Raw genomic sequence first — 26,411 nt, 5'->3', positions numbered from 1 at the left:
TGAGTGTATTGTAACATTTTTTGTAATATTTTGAATAGAAAATCTCAAAAATTGGTATATACCAATTTCAACCTCGAAAAATGAGTAATATTGATAGAAAAACGCTATAAAAATATCTTGCATATTTACAAAATTAAAGAGCTGAATAGCGTTTTTTCAATATAAAATAAAAAAGATAGCCTACATAGGCTATCTTTTTTATTTTATTTAATTACTGGCACCACTATATGCTACATGTCGTTTCTCAATTCTCTCTTCAATTTCTTTCATATTTTCTTTATTATTTAATAGTGATTGTTTATTTTCAATTAATAATTGTTTAAAAGATTTTCTCACTTTTTTTCTCATTTTCATTGTCCTCCTTGGGGGATGGTTTATATAAAAGATAAAGAATTATCTGTGTGTTCTTATAATAATTGATTGTTGTGAATTCTATTTGAACTTCATATGAAAATCTCGTTTATTTTCTGACAACTTTGTGAACACGAAAAAATGATTATCTAAAACTATGTTGAAATTAATTCACTTCATGATAAAAGTTATTATTTTCATCAACTTTTATCATTATATCTTGTCGAAATATTTATATATTTAAAATTGAGTTCGACATAATTTTATTTATTATAATACTGTTTACAAAAACAAAAAGAAGGTGTCACCAAGTCAAAGTTCGACTTATGCAACATCCCTCTTCCCAAACTATTTATAGCATATTTATTAATATTTCAGGTCTTCCCCAATTCATTTCTTCACAAACAAATCTAAGTTTTTCTTCATCCATTGTGTGTAATCCTTCTTCTAGTGAACATGAAATTGGAACTTCACAGTGAATTTGGGCTAATTGTAACGAAATATTTAAGTTCTCTAAATCACTTTCAATCTTCGTACGCTGCGCTTTTGTTAATGATTCTACATTTTCTAGTACAGCGGATACTGTTCCGTGCTCTTGAATAAGCTTATACGCTGTTTTTTCACCGATACCTTTTACCCCTGGATAATTATCACTTGTATCTCCCATGAAAGCTTTTGCATGGACGATTTGCCACGGCTCTACACCTTTTTCTTCCATGATTTTCTCCGGTGTGTAATATTCGTAATTTCCAATTCCTTTACGCAGAAGCATGACTGTAACGCTCTTATCAACAAGTTGAAGTAAATCCGTATCACCTGTTAAAATATAAACTTCAGCTTCATTGCAATATTGTTTTGCAAGCGTACCGATACAATCATCGGCTTCGTAGCCTTTCATACCGATAACTGGAATGGATAATTTTGCAGTCATTTCTTGCACTAAATCAAATTGAGGAATTAATTCTTCTGGTGGCGCTGCACGATTTGCTTTATAATTCGAGAACGATTCTGTTCTAAATGTCGTACTTCCCATATCCCAGCATGTAACGATATGTGTTGGTTCGATCGCTTGCGTAGCTGTTAATAAGTGTTTCATATAACCATGAATCCCGTTCGTAGGGGTTCCATCTTGTCGTTTCATAAATTGTCCGTAGACACTTGTTGCGTAAAAAGCACGAAATAATAGTGCCATACCATCAACTAATAATACTTTTTTCATAATTCCTCTCCTATTAAAAAAATAATAACCTTACGTTATCACGTAAGGTTATATAAATAGATTACCATTCTACGTTTTTGCTCAACTTTGTCTATTATACATTGTTTTTGTATATTTAGCATCATTAACACATTAAGACGTTCTACTACAACAAGTATGCAAGATGCCTGAATACGTATTTTTTCCAGTAGAAACAACGATAGCTTTTGCATTTCCACTAACAATATGCGAACCTTTAAAACATACATTTTCAAGCTCAAGTGGATTATAATCTTTCATCCGTTTTAATGGAATAAACCGTTTACGTTCAAGGTGATAGCAGCTCTCAAACTTCTCTATATTCGCTTCGTTTCCCGTTAACACAGACTCATTCACTAATAAATCATCTGCATAAATAATACGTACATCAGCTGGCACAGCATCTCCAGCCGAAAGAAAAATCATATCTCCAGGTACAAGTTCTTGCACAGGTATCTCCATCATTTTCAGTTCACTATTTAGCCCTGTACTACTAGAACATTCTACTCTAGATACAGTAATCGTTTCACGTTGTAATTCATCACACACACGTTGTTTTGAAAAACCTGGAATCATGCCACCTAGCTTCATCATTACTTCTGCAAGAAGTGCTCTTTTTGAAGTTAGTTCATTTCGGCCATATACTTGAATACGTTTTTGTGCCTCTTTCATTGATAGTCCGTCTCTTGTTGTTTTAAAATATGCAAATACAGATTTTACATCTCTTGTTGCAATTTCAATTAATAAATCTTTATTTTTTTGGAGCATTGTTTGTTCTTTTATTAATTTTTTACTTAGTTTATATGACGTGTTACCCACAGTTTTGTTTGCATATAACATATTATCGTCTCCTCCTTTACAACATAGGAAGAAACGCTTTGTTTCTCAATTTATCCACTTTACTGTGAAAGTGTCTCGCGCTTTATAAACGCTATATTGTGATAAATATAGAGGGAGGAACAAATCGTTTCCTGCCTACATCATATATTTTTGATTTGAAGTATATGGGTAACGGAACCGAGTCAGAATTTGACATGCTCCTCACCTCCTCGTTTAATTTTATAGTTTATAATATGAAATTACTCATAGCTTGGTAACAAAAAAGACCCCTACCCTTAAGAGAGTAGCGGCCATTACATACACAAATAAACGATTTCTAATATAATTAGAAATCTACGGACCTCTCCCTCACCGAGTTTTAGCACTGTATAGCATAGGTACATTACCAGCTACGTTAAGAAAAACCTTAATTCGATCATTCCTGTTGACCCATTGGCGTCTCTCGACATTTTTGGGCAGTAGCATTTCTCTATACAGGAGCCTCACCTAACAGAGACTTATTTTCATTACATTGAAAATGTTACTCTTATTTAAAATAGATGTCAACCGTAGCCTACAATTTTTTCAAATGGTATGGCAAACTAACGTATATAAAGTGAAACTTTAATCAGTGGGGGTTTTGTTCATCCGCCACTGATTATTAGCCCTCACCAATCGGGCTGCCCGGCAAATAGCGGGATAAAATAAAAAACTTTACGTTTAAACGTAAAGTTTTTAATAAGTTATACAACCAGCGATTACAATCCCAATTGAAAGCGATAAAAACATAAGAAAAAGACCGACTGCTTGATTATCTTCTTCGAGACTTTTGTTTATATTAAAGCGTGGTGTAAGCCACTCAGCTAAATAAAAGACGATAATTTGAGCCAAAATCCCAACTGCTCCCCACGAAATCATATCAAGAAGTGAAATTGAATTAGCTGCTGTCGAATATAAAACGATAGCTAACCCAAGTAATCGCCCTCCAAGCACATAGCTTACCGCCTTATTACCTTGAGCCATTAACTTAAATTCCTTAACTTTCGTTGTCACTTCCATCAAGAACAGACCAATACATAAAAGTCCAAGTGTTACTGCTAAATATAATAAAAAATTAATCATTTTTCCCCCTCCTTTTTATACCTACCGGTAAATAGTACGATTCATTTCCTGTAATCTTTTCTCCCGCGCGAATACCGATACTACTCGCTTTTCCAGCAATTAAAAAAGAACCAAACACATAGGACAGTTTCTCCATCCCTTTTTCTGTTTCCAAGGATACGACTGGCAGTTCTGTATACTTTTGAAATATCGGCAGTGCAGTTTTATACGTTTGATGTGCATTTTGAAGCATAATATTTTCATCCTTATCGCGAATCGTAATTGTATCTCCTTCTCTACCAAATGAAGGTTTTTGAACGAAAGAACCTTTTCCTAAAAATAAATCTGGTTCTAAATATGTAGGTAACATATATTCTTTAATCCACTGTTGTTCCTCGTTTGTATAAAAGACCTCTTCTTCTGCTAACCCCCAAATAAGACACTGAATTGATTTTGGCTGAAGTAAAAATGCTGACAAAGGATTTATTATAAAAAGCTTTCCGGCTTTTACAAGTTGCAGCAGTTCCACACCTACCAAATCTCCTGTTTCAGGATCTTGATCCTCAATTAAATCTTCTATCGGATATGTTTGGCGATATAAAACATCAATCTTCGCCCCATCTTTATCAACTAGAGCATCTTTTGTAATTCTAAGTTCTGACATTGGCACTACTTTATTTTCAACATGGCATAGCTGACTTAAATACATAGTGGTATTCCAATCCTCGATATGTTCATGATGTGCTGTAAAAACAACATTTGGATTATCTAATCCCTTTGTCGCTTCCATTACTGCTTTCGTTACACCAGAAGATAGCAATCGTTCTTGATCCGAGTTTGGATCATCATAGCCTAGATTTTCACATACTTTCCCATTCATTTGAAAACATTCCACAATAAAAGTTGGTGTATCACTATTAAACTCAAGCATTTTGATTTTGTTATCCTCTGTTACAGCAAAATCAAATCGCGAAATTACAGATTCAGGATAAAGCCCTTTCATTCTAATGAATGATAAACTCGGGGATGGAAAGCCAAGATCTAGAAGCTGTTCGTCACTTAGATTACGCAGCAGTCTAGCAGTCTTAAAAAATATTTTGCCCATTCGTTCAGTCGCTAAGTGTAATTGGTCCAAAGTCTGATTTGTTATAGAAAAAACATGAAACAAACTATACTCACATTCATATAAATCCGACCAAAAATTCGGATATTTTAAATAAAATTCTTTTCGATCCCTTATGTATTGCGACATATTTTAGCCCCCAAATCCTCCCTTTGAACCGCTTCCAATTCCACCTTTAAATTCAGTAGACGATTGATACGATTTAAACGCCGATGAATTTTTAAAAGTGGATTTATTTTGATAGTATCGCCCACCATAGAAATAATGCCCACGATAACCTGAACTACTATCATCACACTGCCATACCCCAAGTTCATCATCCCAATCCCAATCAGAACAACTATTATCATTCGGTTTTGGGGGAAGATCTTGTGCGCAACCAAATAAAGTGCCAGTCATTAAAGACGTTACGACACCACCTACTAGCCATTTCGTTTTTGTCACCTTCGCACTCCCCTTTTTAAATTCTATTCCTATTATATAGGATGGCATGATAAAGTAGAAGAAAAAGGAAGAAGAGGTATAAAATGCGCTTAGAATATCGACTTAATGATGAAACGAAAGGGTATCCTGCTTTATGGAACTACGCCAATATTTCTAATTCTGAAATTATCGCACGCATGACTTGTGAATATTTTATTAAAGAGAAAAATACTTATGTTGTTACTGCAACTTCGGTTGACCCAGACGGAACAGCAGTTATTTATATTCAAAAAGAAGTTTTCGCCAATGACCCTTCAGACCCTACATACTCCCACATCGGTTTTGAAATTAGAGAACTAAGTGAAACAAGTTCAAGCTTAGTAGATAGTCAAGATGTATGGAACTACGAAGAAATTTTACCATCTCTTCATTCAGATATTATATATATTCAGCGAGACGGCATTTCTATGGAATTCTCCTTGGATTCAAGAGAGATTGATGAAGACAGAAAGTGCTACATTTATTACGGAAACTTCACAGGTGAATCAAGATAATATTAATATATCTATGCAACAAAAAAACCTTACGTATAAAACGTAAGGTTTTTATATAGCCCCACATATGCCGTTCTCTCTAGATGTCCATAAACCTGCTCTCACAGGTGGATGCCCTCACAAATGTTTGTAACTTCCTTCTTAAAAAGATGGCATGTTAGCTACATTTAAATATTGAACTTCCATATTAAACTTATTGGTTTAAGACATGCATAAGCTACGTACACCGTAGGAATTTTATATAAGGTTAGTTGAAATAAGACCCCCGCACGTGCCGCTCCTCGTAAATGTCCAAAAACCCGCTACTCGCAGGTGGATGCCCTCACAGTTACCGTACATCTTCCTCCACAAGGAAGGCTTGATGATGGTCGCTAAATATTGAGCTTCCGTATAACTAACATCGGTTTTAGACATAAATAAGTTACGCACACCGCAGGATGTATTATTTACTTGTCGTTATATTATCACATTGTTTCCAATGTGTAAAATACAAAGTTTTTCGAGCAATCTCTTGCTTGTGACCTTATTTTAATACAAATTATTTTTGCATGCAAGTGATTAATCTTCTTCTTTTGCAATTTGATTTTCTGGATAAGAGATCCAATCACTCCAGCTACCTGCATACAATTTAACATTTTGGAATCCAGCCAATTTTAATGCGACGATATTTGGACATGCCGTAACACCAGAACCACAATATACAATGGTTTCCTTATCTTTCGACAGATTTTGGAATCGTTCTTGTTGCCCAGCTTTATTCTTAAATTGTCCTGATTGCAACATTCCATCCTTCCAAAAATGGTTTACCGCTGTTGGAATATGTCCTGCTTTATGATCGACAAGTTCCTCTACACCAGCATAACGTTTGGGCTCTCTTGAATCAATTAATGTAACATCCGCACCTGCACGGATATTCTCTCTGACCGTTTCCATCGTTACAAGCATATGATCTTGTATATTAGCTTTGAATGTTTTTCGTATAGCAACAGGAATTTCCGCTGTTGTCGGTAGTCCATTCTCTTTCCAAGCCTGGAAACCACCATCTAATATATATACTTTCTCATGTCCTACATAGTTACATAACCACCATAAACGAGCAGCATTTGCACCGGCTTGACTGTCATACGCAATTACTGTCGTATGTTCATCAATACCAGCCTTCGAAAGCTTGTCTGCAAACTCCTCAATATTTGGTAAAGGATGGCGGCCACCATGTTCTGCTATAGGACTTGATAAATCTAAATTCAAATCAAAATATAACGCATGAGGAATATGTCCTTCTTCATACTTTTCTCTACCCCAATTAGGATTCGCTAAATCAAAACGACAATCGATTATACGGACATTCTCATCTTCTATATGCTCACGTAACCATTCGACTGTAACTATCATCTTTAACGACCTTCTTTCTCTTTCAAACGACTTACATACTCCATAACCATTTCTTCTGTAACATATTTACGCTGCAAGGTAACACCATTTTTTGCAAGATCATTAATCTGCTTCGTTACAACATTAATGACATCAACCGAAAATTCTTTCCCATTTGACGCAAGAGATACGGCAGCTTCAATAGCTGCTTCACGCTGTGCATCTAATTGTAAACATGCTTTTACACTTTCATTTTGTTTACGAGAATGTGCTGTAATTGCTTTATGTACTTCCATCTTCTCTTCCCCCTAAATAGTTATACGTTTTTATTCAATTCCATTGCAAGCCGGATCATATCACGACATACAATCCCATTTTCAATAATCTCTTCTTCATAATGCTTCGAAAAGTAATCAAAATCAATAGAAAAAATACGAAATCCACATTTTTGATATAAAGCAAGTTGTGAAACACTAGAATTGCCTGTACCAACTTCAAGTTTTGACATACCATATCCTTTAGCAGTTTCTACAGCATGCCTTAATAGCTTCTTCCCAATCCCTTTTCCTTGCAAATGCTCTGCAACCGCAATATTCATGATTTCCATCGTCTTTGGCCTTGTTTCCAAAAGAACATATACACCGATAACGCTCCCCCCCTGCTTAGCTACGTATGTTAATCCTCTTTGTACATACGTAGCTATTTGCCGTTCACTTGGATCAGCAAGTAACAATAAAGCCTTCGGTATAGCCTCTTTTGGAATACGTTCTATTACAACAGACATAAAAAATTCCCCCTTCTCTATTGTTCTAAACCCTCCTTGTCTACCATAAATAATAGAAAGGAGGGATTCACCATGGACAACAATGAGAAAAAATGCAACGTCATCTCTATTGATGGAAAGAAGAAGAAAAGCGACACGTATTCCTATCCAAAATTAGTAGTTGAAAACAAAACATATGAATTTTCTTCATTCGTCTTATGCGGTGAAACACCAGATGGCAGACGACTCGTTCTTACTCATATGATTTCTACCGATGAATTTGCTGGATTTGTAAAATCTTTAGATACTGTACTTCAAAAGAAAATTGAACGAATCTTTTTCTCATAACGACTATATAACATAAATTTCTTTTTCAATCTCTACTAACTGCTTTTGCAATTGTTCTTTACTTTGTTCATATAGAGATACATCGATCGTTTCAGCCAATGCAAACAATATACTTTCATAATAGTTCATCACATCTTGCTGCATCACTTTTTGGAATAAATTCCACTTCATATCCCACTCTTGCTTATAATGATGAACAAATAAATGTTTTTCATCAGCTACATAGTTTGATACGAGCGGTTCTAATACAGATTTAGCGTCTTCTTGCATAAAAGCTTTGTCATTCTTTTCAAAAAAGCTTTTCTCATTTTTAAAATGTGCCAGTGCTTTTTTGAAATCTTTTATTTCAACTGAAGGGAACGGTTCTTTATGTGTAATATCTTTGTATTCATACTCCACTGTTCCATTCATAGAAATTGATTCATTTTCTACTTTACAGTTCACTACAATTTCATCCTTTGCACGCTTCATCGCTTCGTCTATCCATTTTTCAAGGCGTAATGATGTCGCACGCATTTCTTGTAATAAATCATGCTGAATAAATGCTACTAATTCCATAACACACTGTTGCAATTGTGTTTTCACATTTCCATCCGTTCGAAGTGATGCCGGATTAATAAATTCAGTAAACACATCATTATAGCGGAGGAATAGACGCTGTTGCACGTAATAAAGCAACTCTTTCACTTCATTTTGCATCGCCTGTTCTTCAGCAAGTACACTATATGAAGAAATGATATGAAGTAGTTGATCACGCTCTGCTTCATATTTTTTCGTTTGCTTCTCTTTCTCTTCATTCCCCTGCTTTGCACCCTTTATCATGTTTACTAAAAGCTGATCTGCCCCTTGCAACGCACCATATAGAGCATGCACAGAAACAAGCATTAAATCTCTCATCATAAAGGACGTAAATGATTCCTCAAACTTAGTAATCCCAGAGTTTTGTAAAATACCATACTTCTCTTTTTCAACATTCTTTCCTTGTTTCTCTTCAAGCGCACATAAACTTGAAATTGCAAATAAACGCGGATTTCTAATACCGTATTGCAGTAGCTGATCTGCGATATAACCTTTTACCATTTCAAGTTCTTCTTCAGACTCTGCTAAATCCGCAGCATTAATTAAGAAGAACATTTTATCAAGGGCAAAAGTATCCTTTACACGACCAAGCTGAATTAAAAATTCACGGTCAGCACGAGAGAATACATGGTTATAATATGTTACAAATAAAATAGCATCTGCGTTTTTAATATACTGAAATGCAACATCCGTATGGCGAGCATTGATAGAATCCGCTCCAGGTGTGTCTACAAGCGCTACTCCCTGCCTTGTTAAAGCACAATCATAATAAAGTTCCATATACTCAACGAAGCATGATTTCTCTTCATTCGCTACATAATCAGAGAACTCTTCTAATGTAACTTGTACTTGTTCTCCTAAATAAGTAGAAACTGCATCATACCCTTTTTGTACCGCTCGTAAAAAGCTAAATGTTGTTTTTTGCTTCCCAGTTGGTGAAGGATATTTCATAACGTTATCAATTTGTGCTAACGCTTCATCTAACGTAGCAATCTCATAATGAAACAGCTTATAAACAGCTTTCATATCTTCTAATAACGCTTGCTTTGATTTAAACTGAACAATTACTGTTCCATGTGGTTTTTCCTCTGTAACCGGCAAAATTTGATTAATCGTTGCCGTCGTCGGGTTTGGTGATACAGGAAGTACTTTCTCACCGAGTAAGGCATTGGCAAATGATGATTTTCCAGCACTAAATGCCCCGAATAACGCTACTGTAAATTGTTTTGTTTCTACACGTCTTCTTTTCTCTATTACCTCTTGCTGTACATGTTTCAGCGCTGGCAATGGCTCTAATATCGTTTCAGCTTTTTTCACTTTCTCTAATATCCGCTGAATATTTAAAGCCGCCGTTCCTTTCAGCTCTTCTTCATGAATCGCTACGTTATCGTTTACGATTTCCTGCTCTTGTAGTGTAAATTTCTCACTAACAATTTGCTTTTCCCTTTGCAATATCTCATCTATTTGCAAACCTTCAGGCGTAGCAACATGATCGTGCCAAACATTTCGTAAATAGTCTTCATATGCCGCCAAATTGTTATTGTATTGTAATTGTGTTTCTTTCGCCGTTTGCAACATCGTATATGTTTCAATCTCTTCTTCAATACGAGCAACTGCTTCCCTCACCTTTTGCTTTAAAACGACCGCACTTTTATCAAAAATTTGCTGTGCTTTTATAAAATAACGCTTCTTTAGTTCATTCGCTACATCCGCTGTATAAAGAAGTAAGTAATCACCTGTGAAACCTGCGCCTTGTTTAATTACTTCAGCCAACATTTCTGGTCCGAAAGCAATTTCTAACCCATATATGTCTTTCCCAATTTCCTCCGTGAACAATCCTTCTTCTTTTAAGAAGGCTACAATAAATTCCTTCACATGAAAATCAAGCTGCGTTTCAACAGTCTTTTGAAGGGCAGAATAAAACGCCTCTACACGTCTTTGTTTTTCTTGCTCCGTCTTTCCTTTCGCAAATAGCAAACCGACTTTAAACTTTGTTAATTTCGTTTCTAAGTACGCATTTGCCAATTCTCTCATTTCAAATGGCATTAAATACGCGTTATCTAATATAGCTTGTAGGCCTTTTATAAATTCATTTCTCACATGAGACTCTTTACTTGCCTCACGATTTTTCGCTTCCGTTAACTCTTTCTTCTTTTCAACTACCTCTGAAATAGAAAGTGGTGATGCTAACTCTTCCTCATATTTCAAAAGAGCTTTTTCATTTTCAGAATCAATAAACGAGAAATGTTCCCCCATTAAATATTCTGTTTCTCGCTCCATTCCAGTCCTTACATACTGCTCTTTTTCTTTCATAATAGAAGTAATTAACGTTTCTAAGCTTCCAATTTCATTATGTGGATGGTTCATCATTCGTAATGACGTATAATATACTCCATCTACTTCAATATCCCAGTTAGAGAACGATTGCTTTACACTATCTTTATAATTCTCAAACGACAATTCATTTTCTTTATGTTTATCTATTTGATTGACAACGAGATAAACCGTTTTATTACGTTGTTTCAATTCTTTAACAAATTGCAAATTCACTTCCGATTGGACGTGATTATAATCCATCATATAAAAAATTACGTCTGCTAGATGTAGCGTTGATTCTGTCGCTAATTGATGGGCATCATCTGTTGAGTCAATCCCTGGTGTATCTACTAACATAACACCTTCAGGAATTGGCGCATCATTCCGATAAATGTGAACACCAATTACCTCATCACCATCTTTACAAATTTGTTTTAATTCTTCAGCTGAATATGCACCGTCATACTCGTACTGTTCTCCAGATTTAACCGTTACAACAACACGATCCATTCCTTTTTCAATTTTGACAACGTTAGCGCTTGTCGGAATTGGACTTGTTGGTAACAACTGCGCTTTATATAGATGATTCATCATCGTTGATTTCCCTGCAGAGAAGTGACCACAGAACGCTATCATAAGCTGTTCTTGTTTATATTTTTGAATCACCTCAAACAACTTTAAACTATTCTCTGCATCGCCGTGTTTTTGCCACTCTTCATAAAAACAAACAAGTTTTTTCATACCGTTTGTCTGTACTATGTTTGTCATCCCCTTGTTCCCCTTTATCCAAGATGTATATACTTTTCCCCGCTATTTGCGAGCTCATAACCAGTGAGAGTTACACCTACCCATTGATTACAGTTTCACTTTACTATCATACTAAATTTTCAGCATATTCTCATTAAAAATAAAAAATCCCTTTCATTCTTTTTACAAATGAAAGGGATTTTATGTCATATCACTCATTTTGCTGTTCCTACTCCATTTAAAACATACTTCGCAATAACTGCATATACAGCGACTGTACCTGCTACTAATGCATATACCATACTGATGCACCAACCTTTTTTGATAATGATTATCACTTTTAAATACATTTTATCATTAAAGAGAATCATTATCAACACTTTTCATAAAGAAAGCCCCTTATAAGAAGGAGCTTTACTGCCTGTTTTGAAAAAGGTTAAAACTTGTTGTGCACTCTTATTATATCTCATCCTACATAACTTAACAGTTTAAAAAAATGGAAATATCCCCTATCCCCTCCATCTTACATTTTGTATAATAAAAGGGAATTACTTAACAAGGAGGAAAAAAATGACACAAAATCTCACACAAGGCGAGAGGATACACTCCATTGACATTATTAGAGGAATAGCTGTACTAGGTATTTTTCTTGTGAATTGGCCTGTTATCGCCGGAGTTGACTCACGTGATGTTTCAGGAATTTATGAAGGGATAGACAGCTACATTCGCCTATTTTACGATATGTTTATTCAAACGAAATTTTATACAATTTTTTCGTTTTTATTCGGATTAGGTTTTTATATTTTTATGAGTCGTGCTGAAGCGAAAACAGATCATCCGAAAATTTTATTTGTTCGCCGCTTACTTATTTTATTATTATTCGGTTTCTTACATTACGTTCTTTTATGGGACGGAGACATTTTACATACTTATGCGATTGCTGGATTTTTCTTATTTTTATTTTATAAGAGAGAACCTCGTACTATTTTAATATGGGCTATCGTTTTATTGAGTATTTTTCAGTTTTTCATGCTAATCGTAGGTATTATGATTGCATTCGTTCCAAAGGAAGAATTAGGATTCTCCTTACCTATCATGCCACTTGAAGACTGGGTGTCACAAATACAAAATCGTTTCCATGTATTTTACGCTGATGGAATTGAATTAAATTTACTTATGCTTCCAGAAACAGTTGGGCTATTTTTGCTTGGTTTATACGCCGGCAAAAAGGATATTTTCCGCCGCACGAAAGAGTTAGATCTAAAACTTAAAAAATGGCAAATTATTATGTTCCTTTTAACATTACCAATGTGGTTCTTCATGGTCCGTTACTTCTTATCAAAACCATTTTATGAACCAATTTATATGCAGGTCTTTACAATGTTTAGCGGAAAAACGTTATTCATATTCTACATTTTCACGCTAATGCGTTTATTACAAAAAGAAAAATGGCAAACGTTATTACGTCCATTCCAATACGTTGGACGAATGGCATTAACAAATTACATCTCGCATACAATTGTTACATTACTTGTATTTGGTCTATTCCTTAAAAATTATTATCCTGCTCCATTATGGGTTGGACCAATATTCTGCATTAGTTTCTACACGTTACAAATCTTTATTAGCCGCTGGTGGCTTTCACATTACCAATACGGGCCACTTGAGTACATTTGGCGTCTTGGTACGTACGGGAAAATAATGCCACTTAAAAAGAAAAGCAAGGTCTCATAACGAGACCTTGCTTTTTCACGCTTCTCTTACTGCACTTTGCATAGATACTGGCTCTTCTTCTACTTTCACTTTGCGCTGCGGCACCATATTAAATACGATATTTAAAAGTACTGCTGACGCACTTCCAAGTACAATTCCGTTATCTGTTAAAATACGAATGCTTTCTGGAAGTTGTGAAAATAATGTAGGAACGACTGTTACGCCAAGCCCAATTCCGACAGAACATGCAACGATTAATAAGTTTTCTTGTTTACCAAAATCAACGCTACTTAACATTTTAATACCATATGCCATAACCATACCGAACATCGCTAACATCGCACCGCCCAGTACTGATTTCGGAATAATCGTTGTAATGGCTGCAATTTTTGGAATAAATCCAAGAACGATTAACATACCACCACAAGTATAAATAATAACGCGATTTCTTACTCCAGTTAATTGAACAAGTCCTACGTTTTGAGAGTATGTTGTATATGGGAACGCGTTGAAAATGCCACCTAACACCATCGCTAATCCTTCTGCGCGATAGCCTTTTGTTAATTCTTTTTCACCGATTTTTTTATTGCAAATATCAGATAATGCAAAGTATACACCCGTTGCTTCTACAATCCCTACGCAAGCAACTAAAATCATCGTAATAATTGGTGTTAATTCAAATGTTGGTGTACCGAAGTAAAATGGTTGAATACCGTGGAACCAATCCGCCTCTCCAACCGCTTGCAAACTTACTTTCCCCATAAACGCTGCAACGATAGTACCGAACAACAAACCTAATAGAATAGAAATGGAACGGATAAATCCATCAAAGAAACGATACATAATGATGATAAATAATAACACTCCAAATGCTAACGCTAAGTTTTCAAGACTTCCGAAATCTTTGCTTCCTACTCCGCCAGCCATATCATTAATAGCAGCTGGAACAAGTGTAACTCCAATTACTGTAACGACAGATCCTGTTACAACAGGTGGAAATAGTTTTACAAGTTTTCCAAATAATTTCGCAAAAATAACAACGAATAACCCAGCTGCAATAATTGCTCCATAAATTGAAGACACACCGTATTGTTTTCCAATCGCAATCATCGGTCCAACGGCTGTAAATGTACAACCAAGTACAACGGGAAGTCCTATACCGAAAAAGCGATTTGATAATGCTTGTAAAATTGTCGCAACGCCGCACATTAATAAATCAATTGAGACTAAATATGTTAACTCTTTTTGATTTAAACCAAGTCCACCGCCCACAATAAGCGGAACGATAATTGCTCCAGCATACATTGCAAGCATATGCTGCATACCAAGCGATGCAATTTTAAATGGATGCTGCTTCATCGTTTATTTCACCTCCGCAGTTTCTTGCTGTACAAATGTAACTGTGCCGTTATCAAGTGATGCAATTTCTGCTAGTGATTCAACACGAACGCCTTGTTCACGAAGCTTCTTTCCTCCATCTTGAAATGCTTTTTCAATAACAATTCCAATTCCTGCAATACTCGCTCCGGCTTGCTCTACTAAACTCATTAAACCTAAAGCAGCCTGACCATTTGCTAAAAAGTCATCGATGATTAATACACGATCATTTTCATCGATATGATTTCGAGATAATGAAATTTCATTTGTTTCTTGTTTTGTAAATGAATATACGTTTGCAACGTACATATTATCTTGTAACGTTAACGATTTACGTTTTCGTGCAAAAATTACTTTTACACCAAGCTCTAATGCAGCCATAACTGCTGGTGCAATGCCTGAAGATTCAATCGTCACGATTTTTGTAATGTTCTCTTCTTTAAAACGTTTAGCAAATTCTTTTCCGATTTCTTGCATAAGTACTGGATCAATTTGATGATTTAAAAAAGCATCTACCTTTAATACGTCACCAGATAAAACCTTTCCTTCGTTCAAAATCTTTTCTTGTAATACTTTCATGTTTGTTCCCCCTCTTATGCAATAAAAAAACTCCAAAAGCCGCCACCACTCGTTACAAGTGAGAGACGCGCTTTTGGAGTTTCGCAAAAAAAGAATGCTAAACAAGCAATTATATTCGTCCTCACTCATAGTCAAAGTATTTACGGTACTTCGGTAGAAACTTGCAGGCCATATCCCCGCGATTATATGAGTGTAGCTAACTATTTATTTTATAGAAGGATTATAACGTACTTTTTATGCTTTGAAAAGCATTTATCAAAAAAACACGTACAAATTTTTTAAAAACCACTATCTTTGTTCGAGTTTTGCAAACTCTTTCATTCCCAATTACACCTTCGTTAAAATGATTGGCCCATCTTTTGTAATCGCAATTGTATGCTCATATTGAGCTGATAATTTCCCGTCCATCGTTCGTGCAGTCCACCCATTTAAATCTACTTTAGAATATCGCATACCTATATTTACAATCGGTTCAATTGTAATTACCATTCCTTCTTGTAACTGAGGTCCTTGTCCTTGTTTCCCAAAATGAAAAATTGCTGGTTCTTCATGAATCTCTTTACCAATCCCATGTCCCGTAAAGTCTCTTGCGACAGAAAAACCTTCATTTGTTACATAACTTTCAATTGCATAGCCAATGTCTCCTACATGATTACCAATTACCGCCTGATCAATCCCTTTATACAAAGCATTCTCAGCTACTAACAACAACTTTTCTGCTTCATCAGAAACTTTTCCAACTCTATACGTCCAAGCAGAATCTGAAAGCCCCCCATTTAAGTTTACTACCGTGTCAATTGTTACAATATTACCCTCAGTTAAAGGAACATCGGCCGGAAACGCATGACACATTTCATCGTTTACAGATGCACATATCGCATATGGATACCCGTTGTAACCTTTCTGTTCAGATGTGGCACCATGCTTTTTTAAATACATTTCAACAAACGTATCAATCTCTTGTGTCGTTATACCTGGCTTTATCATTTTCGCAATTTCTTTATGACATGAAGCAAGTAATTTTCCAGATTCATGCATCAAATCTATTTCATTTTTCGTTTTAATTGTAATCATACTACCTCTACCTTTCCTTGCTAAACCTACTATTTGCTACTAAACTTCTATCATACACACCCTCTACCAAAATTTCAAAACCCTCAATTACAACAAGTAAAAAAATATGTATCATATATTTCTAAATCAAAATAAAAAAACAGAAGATCCTCTGTTTCTTAATCACGTTTACATATATAGTTCATTTTCAAAAACTCAAAATAACTACCATTTGTTTTCTGTATAAACGTTCCAATCGCTTCAAACCCTGCTCTTTTATACACTTTTATCGCTCTCTCATTAAATGTCGCTACTGATAGTGTTATATAATTGCACCCGTATTTTTCTTCACTAAAAGCTAGTCCAGCATTCACGAACTGTAAACCAAATCCATTTCCAGTTATATCAGGCCTCATTCCAAGTCCTATCTCAACCGTTCTATCATTCATTTTACAAACAGTAAAAAAACCAATGAGAATGCCATTTTCCTTCACAGAAAATGTATGATTCCCTCTACTCTCATCATGTAAAAACTCATCTAAATCTTCTTCATCTGCCTCTATATCGTAAAAAGAATATTCCCCTTCATAATGCCAGTTATACGCGATTTCCTCCGCTTCTTCTTGCTTCATTACTGTATATGTATACCCCATTCTCTCATCCCCTTTAATAAAAAGAGCTGCAATTAAGCAGCTCTTTTTTTACAACTCATAAATCTCTTTATATTTCGTTTCTAAATAATCGGCTAAGTAGTTTGCATTTAAGCCTTCGCCTGTTACATCTTCTAAAATTTCAAGTGGCTTTTTCGTTTTACCATATTGGTGAATATGTTCTGTTAACCATTCACGAATTGGTGTTACGTTTCCTTCTTCTAATAATGCATCAAAGTTCGGAATGTCTTTTAACATTCTTTGCTTAAATTGCGCTGCATACATGTAACCAAGCGCATAAGATGGGAAGTATCCAAATGAGCCACCAGCCCAGTGAACATCTTGCAATACACCTTGCGCATCATTTTCCGGAAGAATTCCTAAATATGCTTCCATCTTATCATTCCAAGCTGCTGGTAAGTCCTTCACTTGTAATGTACCATCAAATAATTCTTTCTCTAATTCATAACGCACCATAACATGAAGCGGGTATGTAAGCTCATCTGCTTCTATACGAATGAATGACGGCTTCGATTCGTTAATTGCATCATAAAATTCATCGACTGACATATCATCAAATTGACCATTGCTATACTCTTTTAATAAATCATAATTTTTCTTCCAGAATGATTTATTACGGCCGATAAAGTTCTCAAAGAATAACGATTGTGACTCATGAATACCCATAGATGTTCCACTACATAACGGTGTACCTTCAAATTTCTCTGCAATATTTTGTTCATATACAGCATGACCACATTCATGAATTGTTCCAAACACAGCCATGCGGAAATCCTTTTCGTCATAGCGTGTCGTAATACGAACATCCCCTCTATTTAATGTAATCTCGAATGGATGTACTGTTTCATCAAGACGGCCTGCTTCAAAGTCATAATTCAATTGCTTTAATAGTTCTAATGTAAAGTTCTTTTGTTTTTCTTTTGAAAATTTTTCCGATAAAGCACTTGTTTTTAATCCTTTTTTAGACTCAGAGATTTCTTTTACAAGCGGCACGATGCGCTCACGAAGTTGACCAAATACGTGATCTAAAACTTCTACTGTAATACCTGGCTCATACATGTCTAATAATGTATTGTATTTATATGTTTCGTAACCCCAATATGTAATAAATTTCTTTTTAAATTCAACAATTTTTTCTAAGTACGGGCGGAACATTTCGAAATCAGATTTTTCACGAGCTTCTTCCCACACACTCTCTGCTTTCGCTTCTAATTTCACATACGCTTCGTATTCCGCTTGTGGAATTTTCTTATTTCTATCATATTCTTTCCGACACTCTTCAACCATTTTCTTCGTCGTTTCAGAAAGTTTATCTTCACGTATTAAAGCTTCAAGCTCTGTTAAATAGTTCCCCATCTCATCTGAAGTCGACATGGCAAATACTTCTGATGAAAGCATGCCAATTACTTCTGAACGCTGGTCTACACCTTTTTTAGGCGCCCCTGTTCTCAAGTCCCAAAACATTAAGCTTAATGCTTCTCCGTAATTTTGTATCTTCTTCACGTATGTTAAAAATTGTTTTTCTACTTCATATGTAGCTACTGTCATTGTATAAAAACCTCCTTTTTCTACCTCAAACTTAATTCGACATGAAAATCTAATTTCCTTTTATAATAGAAAAAAAGCTTGGCAAGCGCCAAGCTTTCTCCTTATAATTCTTTACCTTCTACTGGTAGTACGTTTTTCACCGCTTCTATCACTTTCTCATCTTCTGTATCAGATAAGAAGATTGATATAGCACCTTTATCGTCGCTCGTACGAATTAAACGGCCAATCCCTTGACGAAGACGTAAAATCATATACGGTACATCTACATCCCAGAATGGATCATTTACATGTTTACGCTTCGCCTCAAACACAGGATCGTTTGGAGGGAATGGTAATGACCAAATGATAACATGTGATAATGATGAACCAGGAATATCTAAACCTTCCCATAAATGAACGGCACAAAGTACAGTCTCTTCTTCATTTTGGAAACGAGAAACGAGCTGACTAATTTCTTGATCCCCTTCATATAAGAACGGAACTGACATTTGTTCTTTACTTACATATTCTTTAAACGCTGCAAGTTCTTGCGTTGTACGGAATAATACAAGTGTACGTCCGTTTGTTTTCTGTATATTTTCAAGTGTATATTGACACTTTCTTTCCCACTCATTTTCTTTCGTATGCGATAGTAAGTTTACTGCCATTTGCTCTTCATAATCAAATGGTGAGGCAACTGAGAATGATAAGTAATCTTTTACCCCTAGGCTATTTGCTGTAAATGCGAATGAATCGTTATTAGATAATGTAGCAGATGAGAAGATATACGGGATTTTCTTCGAGAATACTTTCTCTTGTAATACTTCTTCAACTGCACGTGGCATAATTACTAACGTGAAGGCTCCATCACCTTCTTCACCCCATGTAATTACATTTTTCTCATGCATGAATAGACGAAGTGAATGTTCTAATACATCTAAATGTTCATCAACGATATTTAAATCATACGTATTTACTGTATGCATTTCACTTTCAAATACTAACGCATCACCGACTTCACCAATTTTCGCATAAAGTCGTTTTGCTTCAGCTGTTACTTTTTCTGTCACAGTAATTTCTAAACGATCAGAACCGGCAATTTCTTTTTTGTTTTCTTGTAACACATCAAAGAATCGCTCTGTTTGCCAAATTGTTTCTTCTACTAAATGTGCAAACTCTTCACGAATATCGTTTTGTAATAATCTCGTTAAAAGTTGCTCCATCATCGTTTGCTTTAAACGATATGTTAAAGCTTTTTGAGCTGCATATTCTACAAGATGTCCTTCATCGAATACAACACAACTACTTTCTGGTAATAATGGAATTTGTCCTTCACGCTTTCGAGCATCGTACGTCCAAATATGATCCATATAAAAATCTTGAGAACAAATAATTAAATCTGCTGCTTTACGATAATGTTCACGTGAAAGAGTTTGACCGCAACGATGACGAGAATCACAAGTGAAGCAATCTTGGAAGTAATCCCAATTTACTTTTGACCATTCTTCGTCATTTAATAGTGGAAATTCTTTTCGGTCACCATAGTGAGTAAAGTTTTGCATCGTACCATGATCAAATACGAATTGTGGTAATTCATAATATACGTCTTCAATTACTTCTGGAGCTCGTCCACTCATAACATCTTCAAGCTTACGTAAACATAAATAATTATCCATTGATTTCGCAAGTCTTACATCTACAGATAAGCCTAACGCTTCAGATAATTTCGCAATGTCTCCTTCTTCTTTCACAAGCTGCTCAATTAACGTTTCATCTGCACAAGCAATTATAGCTGGTTTTCCAGTATAACGCGCATAGCAAATTGCATATAGAAGATATACAATAGTTTTCCCTGTTCCTACACCCGCTTCTGCGAACATAACTTTCTTTTCTTGGAAAGCACGCTCTAATTGAAACGCCATAAAAATTTGTTCATCACGCTCTTCAAAACCTTTTTCCGGAAGGATGTCGTAAAACACATCTCCAATCCACTCATTCAACTTATCATAAAAATTGTCTTGTTTTCCTACTTCAAATGGTAATCTCTTCTCAGTAAACATCCTTAGCCTCCAACCAAAAAGTTTTTCTATAAAAAGATATAGTAACCGCTACTCATATGTGTGCAGCTACTTTCCCCTGTTGCCATACATATAAATACACGAAAAAAAATTTTCCTTTCGAAAAAGGAAAATTTTCTTCTATATTAATGACTTTAAATACCTTTTATCAATCGCTGTTTCATGTGAAAGAGCTGACAAATATTCTTCTTGTGCTTTTTGTATTTCATCTACAATCGCATCTTGACTATCCACTTCTTTTCCGAGCTCATCATACGTACGGTGAATAGCTTTTTGAATCATTGATAATTGGAAATTATCCATATCACTTCCTCCTTTACGCATTACATAATAGCCAGTATATGCGCGCTGGAGGAGTTTTATACTATGAATTACGCGGTGGACGTTTTCCGAAGTACTGATAGTAATCTGTACGGATAAATCCGTTAAACAGTTTACGTTTCTTCGACGCATCTTTTCCGTAACACTTCTCAAATGCTTCATAGCTTGTTAATACATACGCTGACCATGTATCTAATGGGCGGAATACTTGTCCCATTTCTTTGTACAGTTGTTCAACGAGTGCTTTTTCACTTAAACGTTCTCCGTATGGAGGATTCGTTACAACGTAGCCATAATCCTCTTTTGTTGTGAAATCTTTTACTTGCATTTGTTTAAATGTAATTAAATCGCCCAAGCCTACTTCTTCTGCGTTATCTTGAGCAACTCGAATCATACGATGATCAATATCGGATCCAATGATTTGTAATCGTTGATCATAGTTCGCTAAATCTTCAGCTTCTTGACGAGCTTCACGCCAGTTTTGTTTACCTACCCAGCCCCACTCGTCAGATGCGAAACCACGGTTAAATCCTGGTGCAATGTTTTGTCCAATTAATGCTGCTTCAATCGGAATTGTACCTGATCCACAGAATGGATCAACAAATGGACGATCTGGCTTCCAGTTTGTTAATTTAATTAAAGACGCAGCTAATGTTTCTTTTAACGGAGCTTCCCCTTGATCCATACGGTATCCACGTTTATGAAGTCCAACACCGCTCGCATCAATTGTTAATGTTGCAATATCCTTTAGCATTGCAATCTCGATACGGAATAACGGACCATCTTCTTCAAACCAAGTTGTACGTTTATATGTTGTTTTTAATTTTTCAACGACAGCTTTTTTAACGATACGTTGGCAATCCGAAACACTGAATAATTCAGATTTTAAAGATTTTCCGATAACAGGGAATTCGCCATTCTCTGGAATATAATCTCCCCAGTTTAATGCTTTCGTTTTTTCAAATAGCTCATCAAATGTTGTTGCTTTAAATTCGCCAACTTTAATTTTTACACGGTCCGCAGTACGTAACCATAAATTCGTGCGACAAATCGCCTTTTCATCTGCTTCAAATGTTACTTTGCTGTTTTCTACTTGACATTCATAACCAAGATCGCGAACTTCTCGGGCAACTAACGCTTCAATACCCATTGCCGCTGTTGCAATTAAAGTAACTTTTCCCATTTGCATTCACCTCTTATGTATATTCAAACAATAATTAATAGCAATTGGTCCTATTAATCATTACATTTTACGAAAAATTTTCTCATTAACCATTTTAACTCATACTTTATAACTTCATACAAATAAAAAGCCCTCCTCTAACAAAGGAGAGCTGAGTTATTTCATAGTTGGTTCATAACGTTCTGTAAGCCATGTTCTGTTCCTTTGTACTACAAACGGCCCACGCCTCGTACTCCGGTGGCAATCATCTATCTACAGGTTATAAAACCTGTCCTTTCCCGTCGTTCATTTCCTTGGAAAAGATTCCCCTACCATTATTTGGGTTTCTCGCTCGTGGGGTTTACCTCGTTCCACTCCTATCATTTCTTCAAGGACTTCGTCACTGTGGCACTTTAAAGGTAGTCAAACCATATCCGAAAGGACTTAGGTTTTTTCCCTGCCGTTAAACCAGCCTTACAGCCAGAATACCCTAGCTTATGAATTGGCTAGGCACGAACACTACAGCCATCTCAGGCCGTGCGAGCATGGACTTTCCTCTACAACGTTGGCGTTGCAGCGATTACCCAAACGTTATGACATCCATTAGTATAGTGGAAACAAAAAGATTTTGCAACGTTTTTTTCTATGTAAAATGCTTAAACCTTTTCCCACCTTACATCATTCGTATAACTTACTTCCAAATACAGCTTTTTCTAAGTTAGATAAGCGTTTTAAAATATCCGTATTCGTGTTGTTATAAACTGGTTGTGCAACTGGTGTTTGTACAGGTTGTTGTGGAACTTGCGTTACTGCTAGTTTTTGTTCCTCTAATTCACGCTTTAAACGAGCATTTTGTTGCTTTAATTGCTCAAACTCTTTGTGGAAAGCTTCATAGTCTTTAATGATCATATCAAGAAACTTGTCTACTTCTTCTTGCTGATAACCTCTCATACCTGTTTTAAATTCTTTTTCTAAAATATCTTTCGCTGTTAATTTAATTTTATCCGAAATCATTTTCTTCACCTCAAATTTTTACCAAAACTTTCATTAACTAAATTTTTTCAGAAACAATGCTTTTTGTCAATCATATATACGAGTACTATATTACATATTTACTCTGCATTATTCCACTGTTCCTCTTCTATTATATCTTGTAAATCAGAAAAAAGAATGAAATAACTGTGATAATTTTCTATTTCTCCTTTTTTCTTTGCTGCTTCTACAATATATTTGGGACTTCCTGGTTTTTCTTCATCGTATACCGCTAAAAGCGCATCACTTTTTTCAATAAAAAATTGATTTTTTAATTTAAATTGCTCTGGACTTTCATACTTCCGTTTCGTGATACTATCAACATGGTCTGCTTGAGAAAGGATAAATTCGTAATATTCACGATTATCTTCTTTCCAATTTTCTTCTTGTTCTAAAAACGGAGTGAATACCGCTAATTTTAAATCTGGATATTCTACTTGAATTTCAAAAACAACTTCAGCAGCCCATAATTCTACACCTAATTGGCCACTTATTATAACCCACTCTAAACCATCTTCTACAAAATTGGTTAATTTACGGTGTAACGCTTTCTTTATACACTCCACCCCTGGATGATCATTTTTAAATATTCCAAGTTCAAATGGCTTATATCCTGTTACTGCAATAACTTTCATATCAACACTCCAATTACAAAAAAAGAACTAGCATTTCGCTAGTTCTAACATATCATTTACTTTTTAAACATTCCACCAACGTTTGGTCCGATATTTGGACCGAATGGTGATACGTTTGGTCCAATATTCGGTCCGAATGGTGATACGTTTGGTCCAAACGGAGATACATTTGGTCCTGGACCAAATGGTGATACGTGATGTCCATGATGTCCATGATGTCCATGACCACACGGTCCACATCCGCCACCGAATCCTGGGTCGATTGGGTCCACAACATTTACATTTGAATTTGTTTGTGGGAAGAAGTTTTGGTTTTTAATTTGTTGATGATGTACATGTGTTGTATGTGTTGGGAAAATGTGTGGCACCACCGTTGTTGAAAAAGAGTGTGTTACGCATTGTTTCGTCGGATGAATGACAGGAGCAGTCGTACAAATAGGTCCTGTAGGCTTATGCCCTCCAAAGCAAGGATGACAATGATGCATAGTTTTTTCTCTCCTCTCTCGTTAAAAAAATCTGATTACACTTTACAGTATGAGAAAAGAGAGAAAGCCGTTTGTTATATATACCCATTTATTACAAGGAAATTTGTCTAGTCCTTTATTTCATTTACATTGTTTTTATAGACAATCCTTCAACATCACTTACCAAAAAAGCCTCCAACTTGCTTTACAATACCTGTCACTTGATTCATCGCATTCATCATTTGTCCAGCTGTATTCATCATTTTATTTACATCATAGTTACCATCTGATGTTTTAAATTGAGAAACAAAACTAGAAAACTGGCTTGGCTGTTGTTGCTTTTGCTTACCCTGCGTCGGGTACGGTTGTTTTGGTGGATAAAACATCGCTTGTTGATTAGCATACGGCGATGGTGGTGGCATATAATATTGCGAATTCATATAAGGCTGCTGCTGTGGTTGATTCATGTATGGTTGCTGAGCTTGTGATTGTTGAGCTTGATTCACATAAGGTTGCTGCTGTTGTGGTTGTTGAGCTTGATTCATAAAGGACACTTCAAACGGTTGATAATAATTTTGATTTCCATAATAAGGCTCGAAAGGATACATATTATACCGTAAATATGTATCCGTATTATATTGGTACATATTTTGCTGTGCATATGGATTCGTTTGCTGATATACGTTAGGTTGTTGAAACATGCATTCTCTCCTCCTTCACATAAGTTTCTACATATATAATATGTACCTATAAAATAATATGTGTGATGGAATATATGTCTATTTTTGTCGGAAGTTTAAATTTTTAAAAAATTAAAAAAGAAAACCCTTCCATGCTATGATAATTAAGAAGAAGATTCTCATGGGGGAGGAATCAACATGGTATTAGGGGATTTAAAACAAGCGTTTTCTCAAAAAAAGGGGTATTGCACAGAGAATGCAAATGAATTATTAGACTTTGCGAGACATTGGTATCTCGAAGGAAAAATATGCATATCAGATTATCGAACATTAATAAAAGAATTAGAAATAAACGGCGCAACAAAACCTACAACAATGACAGAAGCATAAAAATAACAAGAGGGCTCTCCCTCTTGTTATTTACATTGCTCAACTATATTTTGCAAAGTATACGAAATGGCTTGGTGTGTTTCAAAGAATCGTTTACCTTTACCTTTATTTACAAAGCATTGCAACACATTCGTTTGTAAATTATCGTATACTTGATCAATTTGCTGTACATGTATATACTTTGGCTTTTCTTCTTTAATCCACGTATAAGCTAATTCTTTCCACTTCTTTAATTCCTCATCTACCATATCTACAAACGGTTTCATATCCTTATAAAAGTCGTATTCAGTTAGTTCTCTTTTTTTTACATTCGCTTCATTATTATACTGCATGAGTTTTTCTGAAGACTGTATTAATGCTTCATTCTTCATTTCTTTCCCACCTTATTATGCACTCACTACGACGTTTTGAAATGTCTTCACCCAATTCCCTTTTTCTTCGTGATGCACTAATTTATTTTCCATATGTTCAATATGCATTTCTGTTATTTCTATCTTATTACATATTTTTTCACTCGCATCCTTTAATGCATGATTCATTCTAATCCCTATATTCATTTCCAGCAAATCGAGAGAACTTAACATTTGATCCATTTTTTTCATTACATCTTCCTTCTGAACCATCGCCATATACAAAACGCCTCCTTCTTTGCTTTTCCTTTGTCATGTAATTTCGCCGGATGATTCACCACTCCTGCCCACATGACAAAACTAGTTGTTATTCGTCAAAGAAATCATTTCGTATGTCATTTATAGAAATGGTAACAATACAAAAAGGAGGTGTATTACAATGGCAAAGAACAAAAATGAAAAAAAGAAAAACCAAAACAAACAACAAAATAAACCCGAGACTGGCAATCCAAAGCTAGATGGTCCAAACTTCCCTGCTACATAAAGCGAGACTTTATTACGAACATTTAAATTTCAAATCATCCTTAATCTCCTACTAGCATTACGTTTTGAAATTAAAGTTGTAGCACGCATAGCAGGATTTTTTC

The 26,411-nt window shown here is 35.4% G+C and carries 30 protein-coding genes, 3 other RNA genes and 2 riboswitches; of the genes, 5 read left to right on the top strand and 28 right to left on the bottom strand.

Annotated features, from left to right (window positions below):
* Window positions 1-207: 207 nt before the first annotated feature.
* The 6 genes from QO049_RS19155 to QO049_RS19130 form a co-directional block, all read right to left on the bottom strand.
* Window positions 208-348 carry an FbpB family small basic protein gene (locus tag QO049_RS19155; protein WP_001228048.1) on the bottom strand — a complete coding sequence of 47 codons (141 nt, stop codon included), beginning with the start codon at window positions 346-348 and terminating at the stop codon, window positions 208-210.
* A 355-nt stretch (window positions 349-703) separates the two neighbouring features.
* Window positions 704-1,570: a 5'-3' exonuclease gene (locus QO049_RS19150; RefSeq protein ID WP_000757075.1), complete on the bottom strand. Its 867-nt coding sequence runs from the start codon at window positions 1,568-1,570 to the stop codon at window positions 704-706.
* Window positions 1,571-1,702: 132 nt separating this feature from the next.
* Window positions 1,703-2,428 (bottom strand): P-type ATPase actuator domain-containing protein, encoded by a 726-nt coding sequence (locus tag QO049_RS19145; RefSeq protein WP_097796692.1) that lies wholly within the window; start codon window positions 2,426-2,428, stop codon window positions 1,703-1,705.
* Window positions 2,429-2,763: 335 nt separating this feature from the next.
* A riboswitch (M-box (ykoK) riboswitch) is annotated at window positions 2,764-2,929 on the bottom strand.
* A gap of 213 nt (window positions 2,930-3,142) precedes the next feature.
* On the bottom strand, window positions 3,143-3,529 hold the full coding sequence (locus tag QO049_RS19140; RefSeq protein ID WP_000606857.1) for a DUF350 domain-containing protein: 387 nt from the start codon (window positions 3,527-3,529) through the stop codon (window positions 3,143-3,145).
* Window positions 3,522-4,760 carry a glutathionylspermidine synthase family protein gene (locus QO049_RS19135; protein WP_000084940.1) on the bottom strand — a complete coding sequence of 413 codons (1,239 nt, stop codon included), beginning with the start codon at window positions 4,758-4,760 and terminating at the stop codon, window positions 3,522-3,524. The genes QO049_RS19140 and QO049_RS19135 overlap by 8 nt, the downstream gene beginning before the upstream one ends.
* Window positions 4,761-4,763: 3 nt before the next feature.
* On the bottom strand, window positions 4,764-5,075 hold the full coding sequence (locus QO049_RS19130; RefSeq protein WP_000169031.1) for a hypothetical protein: 312 nt from the start codon (window positions 5,073-5,075) through the stop codon (window positions 4,764-4,766).
* 83 nt (window positions 5,076-5,158) lie between these two features.
* On the opposite strand from QO049_RS19130, the gene QO049_RS19125 reads away from it, so the two are divergent.
* The gene (locus QO049_RS19125) at window positions 5,159-5,608 is read left to right on the top strand and encodes a hypothetical protein (protein WP_001235520.1); all 450 of its coding nucleotides are present in this window, start codon (window positions 5,159-5,161) and stop codon (window positions 5,606-5,608) included.
* Between the two features lie 54 nt (window positions 5,609-5,662).
* On the opposite strand, the gene ssrS (QO049_RS19120) is transcribed toward QO049_RS19125, so the two are convergent.
* From ssrS (QO049_RS19120) to QO049_RS19100, 5 genes are all read right to left on the bottom strand, one after another.
* Window positions 5,663-5,846: non-coding RNA, 6S RNA (ssrS, locus tag QO049_RS19120), on the bottom strand.
* 21 nt (window positions 5,847-5,867) lie between these two features.
* Window positions 5,868-6,050: non-coding RNA, 6S RNA (gene ssrS / locus QO049_RS19115), on the bottom strand.
* 116 nt (window positions 6,051-6,166) lie between these two features.
* Window positions 6,167-7,000 carry a sulfurtransferase gene (locus tag QO049_RS19110; RefSeq protein ID WP_000637566.1) on the bottom strand — a complete coding sequence of 278 codons (834 nt, stop codon included), beginning with the start codon at window positions 6,998-7,000 and terminating at the stop codon, window positions 6,167-6,169.
* A gap of 2 nt (window positions 7,001-7,002) precedes the next feature.
* Complete coding sequence (locus QO049_RS19105) at window positions 7,003-7,275, bottom strand: YpbS family protein (RefSeq protein ID WP_000451818.1); 273 nt, start codon at window positions 7,273-7,275, stop codon at window positions 7,003-7,005.
* Between the two features lie 20 nt (window positions 7,276-7,295).
* A complete protein-coding gene (locus QO049_RS19100) occupies window positions 7,296-7,763 on the bottom strand; it encodes a GNAT family N-acetyltransferase (protein ID WP_000117686.1) in 468 nt (155 codons plus the stop codon).
* A 72-nt stretch (window positions 7,764-7,835) separates the two neighbouring features.
* Here QO049_RS19100 and QO049_RS19095 point away from each other — a divergent pair, with 72 nt between their 5' ends.
* Window positions 7,836-8,090, top strand: a complete 255-nt coding sequence (locus tag QO049_RS19095; RefSeq protein WP_000369740.1) for a DUF3931 domain-containing protein — start codon at window positions 7,836-7,838, stop codon at window positions 8,088-8,090.
* Between the two features lie 3 nt (window positions 8,091-8,093).
* On the opposite strand, the gene QO049_RS19090 is transcribed toward QO049_RS19095, so the two are convergent.
* Both QO049_RS19090 and QO049_RS19085 read right to left on the bottom strand, forming a co-directional pair.
* Complete coding sequence (locus QO049_RS19090) at window positions 8,094-11,753, bottom strand: dynamin family protein (RefSeq protein WP_246962444.1); 3,660 nt, start codon at window positions 11,751-11,753, stop codon at window positions 8,094-8,096.
* Window positions 11,754-11,947: 194 nt separating this feature from the next.
* Complete coding sequence (locus tag QO049_RS19085) at window positions 11,948-12,103, bottom strand: hypothetical protein (protein ID WP_164970708.1); 156 nt, start codon at window positions 12,101-12,103, stop codon at window positions 11,948-11,950.
* A 199-nt stretch (window positions 12,104-12,302) separates the two neighbouring features.
* Between QO049_RS19085 and QO049_RS19080 the strand changes: the two genes are divergently transcribed.
* A complete protein-coding gene (locus QO049_RS19080; RefSeq protein ID WP_097796690.1) occupies window positions 12,303-13,466 on the top strand; it encodes a DUF418 domain-containing protein in 1,164 nt (387 codons plus the stop codon).
* A 15-nt stretch (window positions 13,467-13,481) separates the two neighbouring features.
* On the opposite strand, the gene pbuX is transcribed toward QO049_RS19080, so the two are convergent.
* The 13 genes from pbuX to QO049_RS19015 all read right to left on the bottom strand — a co-directional run bounded on the left by pbuX (window position 13,482) and on the right by QO049_RS19015 (window position 25,045).
* A complete protein-coding gene (gene pbuX / locus QO049_RS19075) occupies window positions 13,482-14,804 on the bottom strand; it encodes a xanthine permease PbuX (protein ID WP_000809223.1) in 1,323 nt (440 codons plus the stop codon).
* A 3-nt stretch (window positions 14,805-14,807) separates the two neighbouring features.
* Complete coding sequence (locus QO049_RS19070; RefSeq protein WP_000866483.1) at window positions 14,808-15,401, bottom strand: xanthine phosphoribosyltransferase; 594 nt, start codon at window positions 15,399-15,401, stop codon at window positions 14,808-14,810.
* 108 nt (window positions 15,402-15,509) lie between these two features.
* Window positions 15,510-15,611: riboswitch (purine riboswitch) on the bottom strand.
* 117 nt (window positions 15,612-15,728) lie between these two features.
* The gene (locus QO049_RS19065; protein WP_061654663.1) at window positions 15,729-16,475 is read right to left on the bottom strand and encodes a type I methionyl aminopeptidase; all 747 of its coding nucleotides are present in this window, start codon (window positions 16,473-16,475) and stop codon (window positions 15,729-15,731) included.
* A gap of 158 nt (window positions 16,476-16,633) precedes the next feature.
* The gene (locus QO049_RS19060; protein ID WP_087948100.1) at window positions 16,634-17,107 is read right to left on the bottom strand and encodes a GNAT family N-acetyltransferase; all 474 of its coding nucleotides are present in this window, start codon (window positions 17,105-17,107) and stop codon (window positions 16,634-16,636) included.
* Window positions 17,108-17,155: 48 nt separating this feature from the next.
* Window positions 17,156-18,673: a carboxypeptidase M32 gene (ypwA, locus tag QO049_RS19055; RefSeq protein ID WP_246962441.1), complete on the bottom strand. Its 1,518-nt coding sequence runs from the start codon at window positions 18,671-18,673 to the stop codon at window positions 17,156-17,158.
* Window positions 18,674-18,774: 101 nt separating this feature from the next.
* Complete coding sequence (locus tag QO049_RS19050) at window positions 18,775-20,712, bottom strand: ATP-dependent DNA helicase (RefSeq protein ID WP_000493698.1); 1,938 nt, start codon at window positions 20,710-20,712, stop codon at window positions 18,775-18,777.
* 138 nt (window positions 20,713-20,850) lie between these two features.
* A complete protein-coding gene (locus QO049_RS19045) occupies window positions 20,851-21,033 on the bottom strand; it encodes a DUF3921 family protein (protein ID WP_000368569.1) in 183 nt (60 codons plus the stop codon).
* A 61-nt stretch (window positions 21,034-21,094) separates the two neighbouring features.
* The gene (locus tag QO049_RS19040; protein WP_000521224.1) at window positions 21,095-22,234 is read right to left on the bottom strand and encodes a THUMP domain-containing class I SAM-dependent RNA methyltransferase; all 1,140 of its coding nucleotides are present in this window, start codon (window positions 22,232-22,234) and stop codon (window positions 21,095-21,097) included.
* Window positions 22,235-22,414: 180 nt separating this feature from the next.
* Window positions 22,415-22,805, bottom strand: an RNA gene (gene rnpB, locus QO049_RS19035) — RNase P RNA component class B.
* An 86-nt stretch (window positions 22,806-22,891) separates the two neighbouring features.
* The gene (gene gpsB, locus QO049_RS19030) at window positions 22,892-23,227 is read right to left on the bottom strand and encodes a cell division regulator GpsB (RefSeq protein ID WP_000622431.1); all 336 of its coding nucleotides are present in this window, start codon (window positions 23,225-23,227) and stop codon (window positions 22,892-22,894) included.
* Window positions 23,228-23,325: 98 nt separating this feature from the next.
* Window positions 23,326-23,880 carry an SLOG family protein gene (locus QO049_RS19025; protein WP_000862912.1) on the bottom strand — a complete coding sequence of 185 codons (555 nt, stop codon included), beginning with the start codon at window positions 23,878-23,880 and terminating at the stop codon, window positions 23,326-23,328.
* 56 nt (window positions 23,881-23,936) lie between these two features.
* On the bottom strand, window positions 23,937-24,365 hold the full coding sequence (locus QO049_RS19020) for a CotD family spore coat protein (protein WP_000546268.1): 429 nt from the start codon (window positions 24,363-24,365) through the stop codon (window positions 23,937-23,939).
* A 155-nt stretch (window positions 24,366-24,520) separates the two neighbouring features.
* Window positions 24,521-25,045 carry a YppG family protein gene (locus tag QO049_RS19015; protein WP_000487626.1) on the bottom strand — a complete coding sequence of 175 codons (525 nt, stop codon included), beginning with the start codon at window positions 25,043-25,045 and terminating at the stop codon, window positions 24,521-24,523.
* A 177-nt stretch (window positions 25,046-25,222) separates the two neighbouring features.
* On the opposite strand from QO049_RS19015, the gene QO049_RS19010 reads away from it, so the two are divergent.
* Window positions 25,223-25,414 (top strand): YppF family protein, encoded by a 192-nt coding sequence (locus QO049_RS19010; RefSeq protein WP_000242652.1) that lies wholly within the window; start codon window positions 25,223-25,225, stop codon window positions 25,412-25,414.
* Between the two features lie 26 nt (window positions 25,415-25,440).
* Here the strand turns inward: QO049_RS19010 and QO049_RS19005 are convergent, their stop codons facing one another.
* Both QO049_RS19005 and QO049_RS19000 read right to left on the bottom strand, forming a co-directional pair.
* Complete coding sequence (locus QO049_RS19005) at window positions 25,441-25,785, bottom strand: YppE family protein (RefSeq protein WP_000786940.1); 345 nt, start codon at window positions 25,783-25,785, stop codon at window positions 25,441-25,443.
* A 15-nt stretch (window positions 25,786-25,800) separates the two neighbouring features.
* On the bottom strand, window positions 25,801-26,043 hold the full coding sequence (locus QO049_RS19000; RefSeq protein ID WP_001252036.1) for a hypothetical protein: 243 nt from the start codon (window positions 26,041-26,043) through the stop codon (window positions 25,801-25,803).
* An 85-nt stretch (window positions 26,044-26,128) separates the two neighbouring features.
* Here QO049_RS19000 and QO049_RS30755 point away from each other — a divergent pair, with 85 nt between their 5' ends.
* Window positions 26,129-26,308 (top strand): hypothetical protein, encoded by a 180-nt coding sequence (locus QO049_RS30755; protein ID WP_001987054.1) that lies wholly within the window; start codon window positions 26,129-26,131, stop codon window positions 26,306-26,308.
* Window positions 26,309-26,411: the final 103 nt, after the last annotated feature.

The organism is Bacillus sp. RB3, from assembly GCF_030164735.1.
GTDB classification, from domain to species: domain Bacteria; phylum Bacillota; class Bacilli; order Bacillales; family Bacillaceae_G; genus Bacillus_A; species Bacillus_A cereus.
This window is presented reverse-complemented; position numbering and strand designations above follow the sequence as displayed.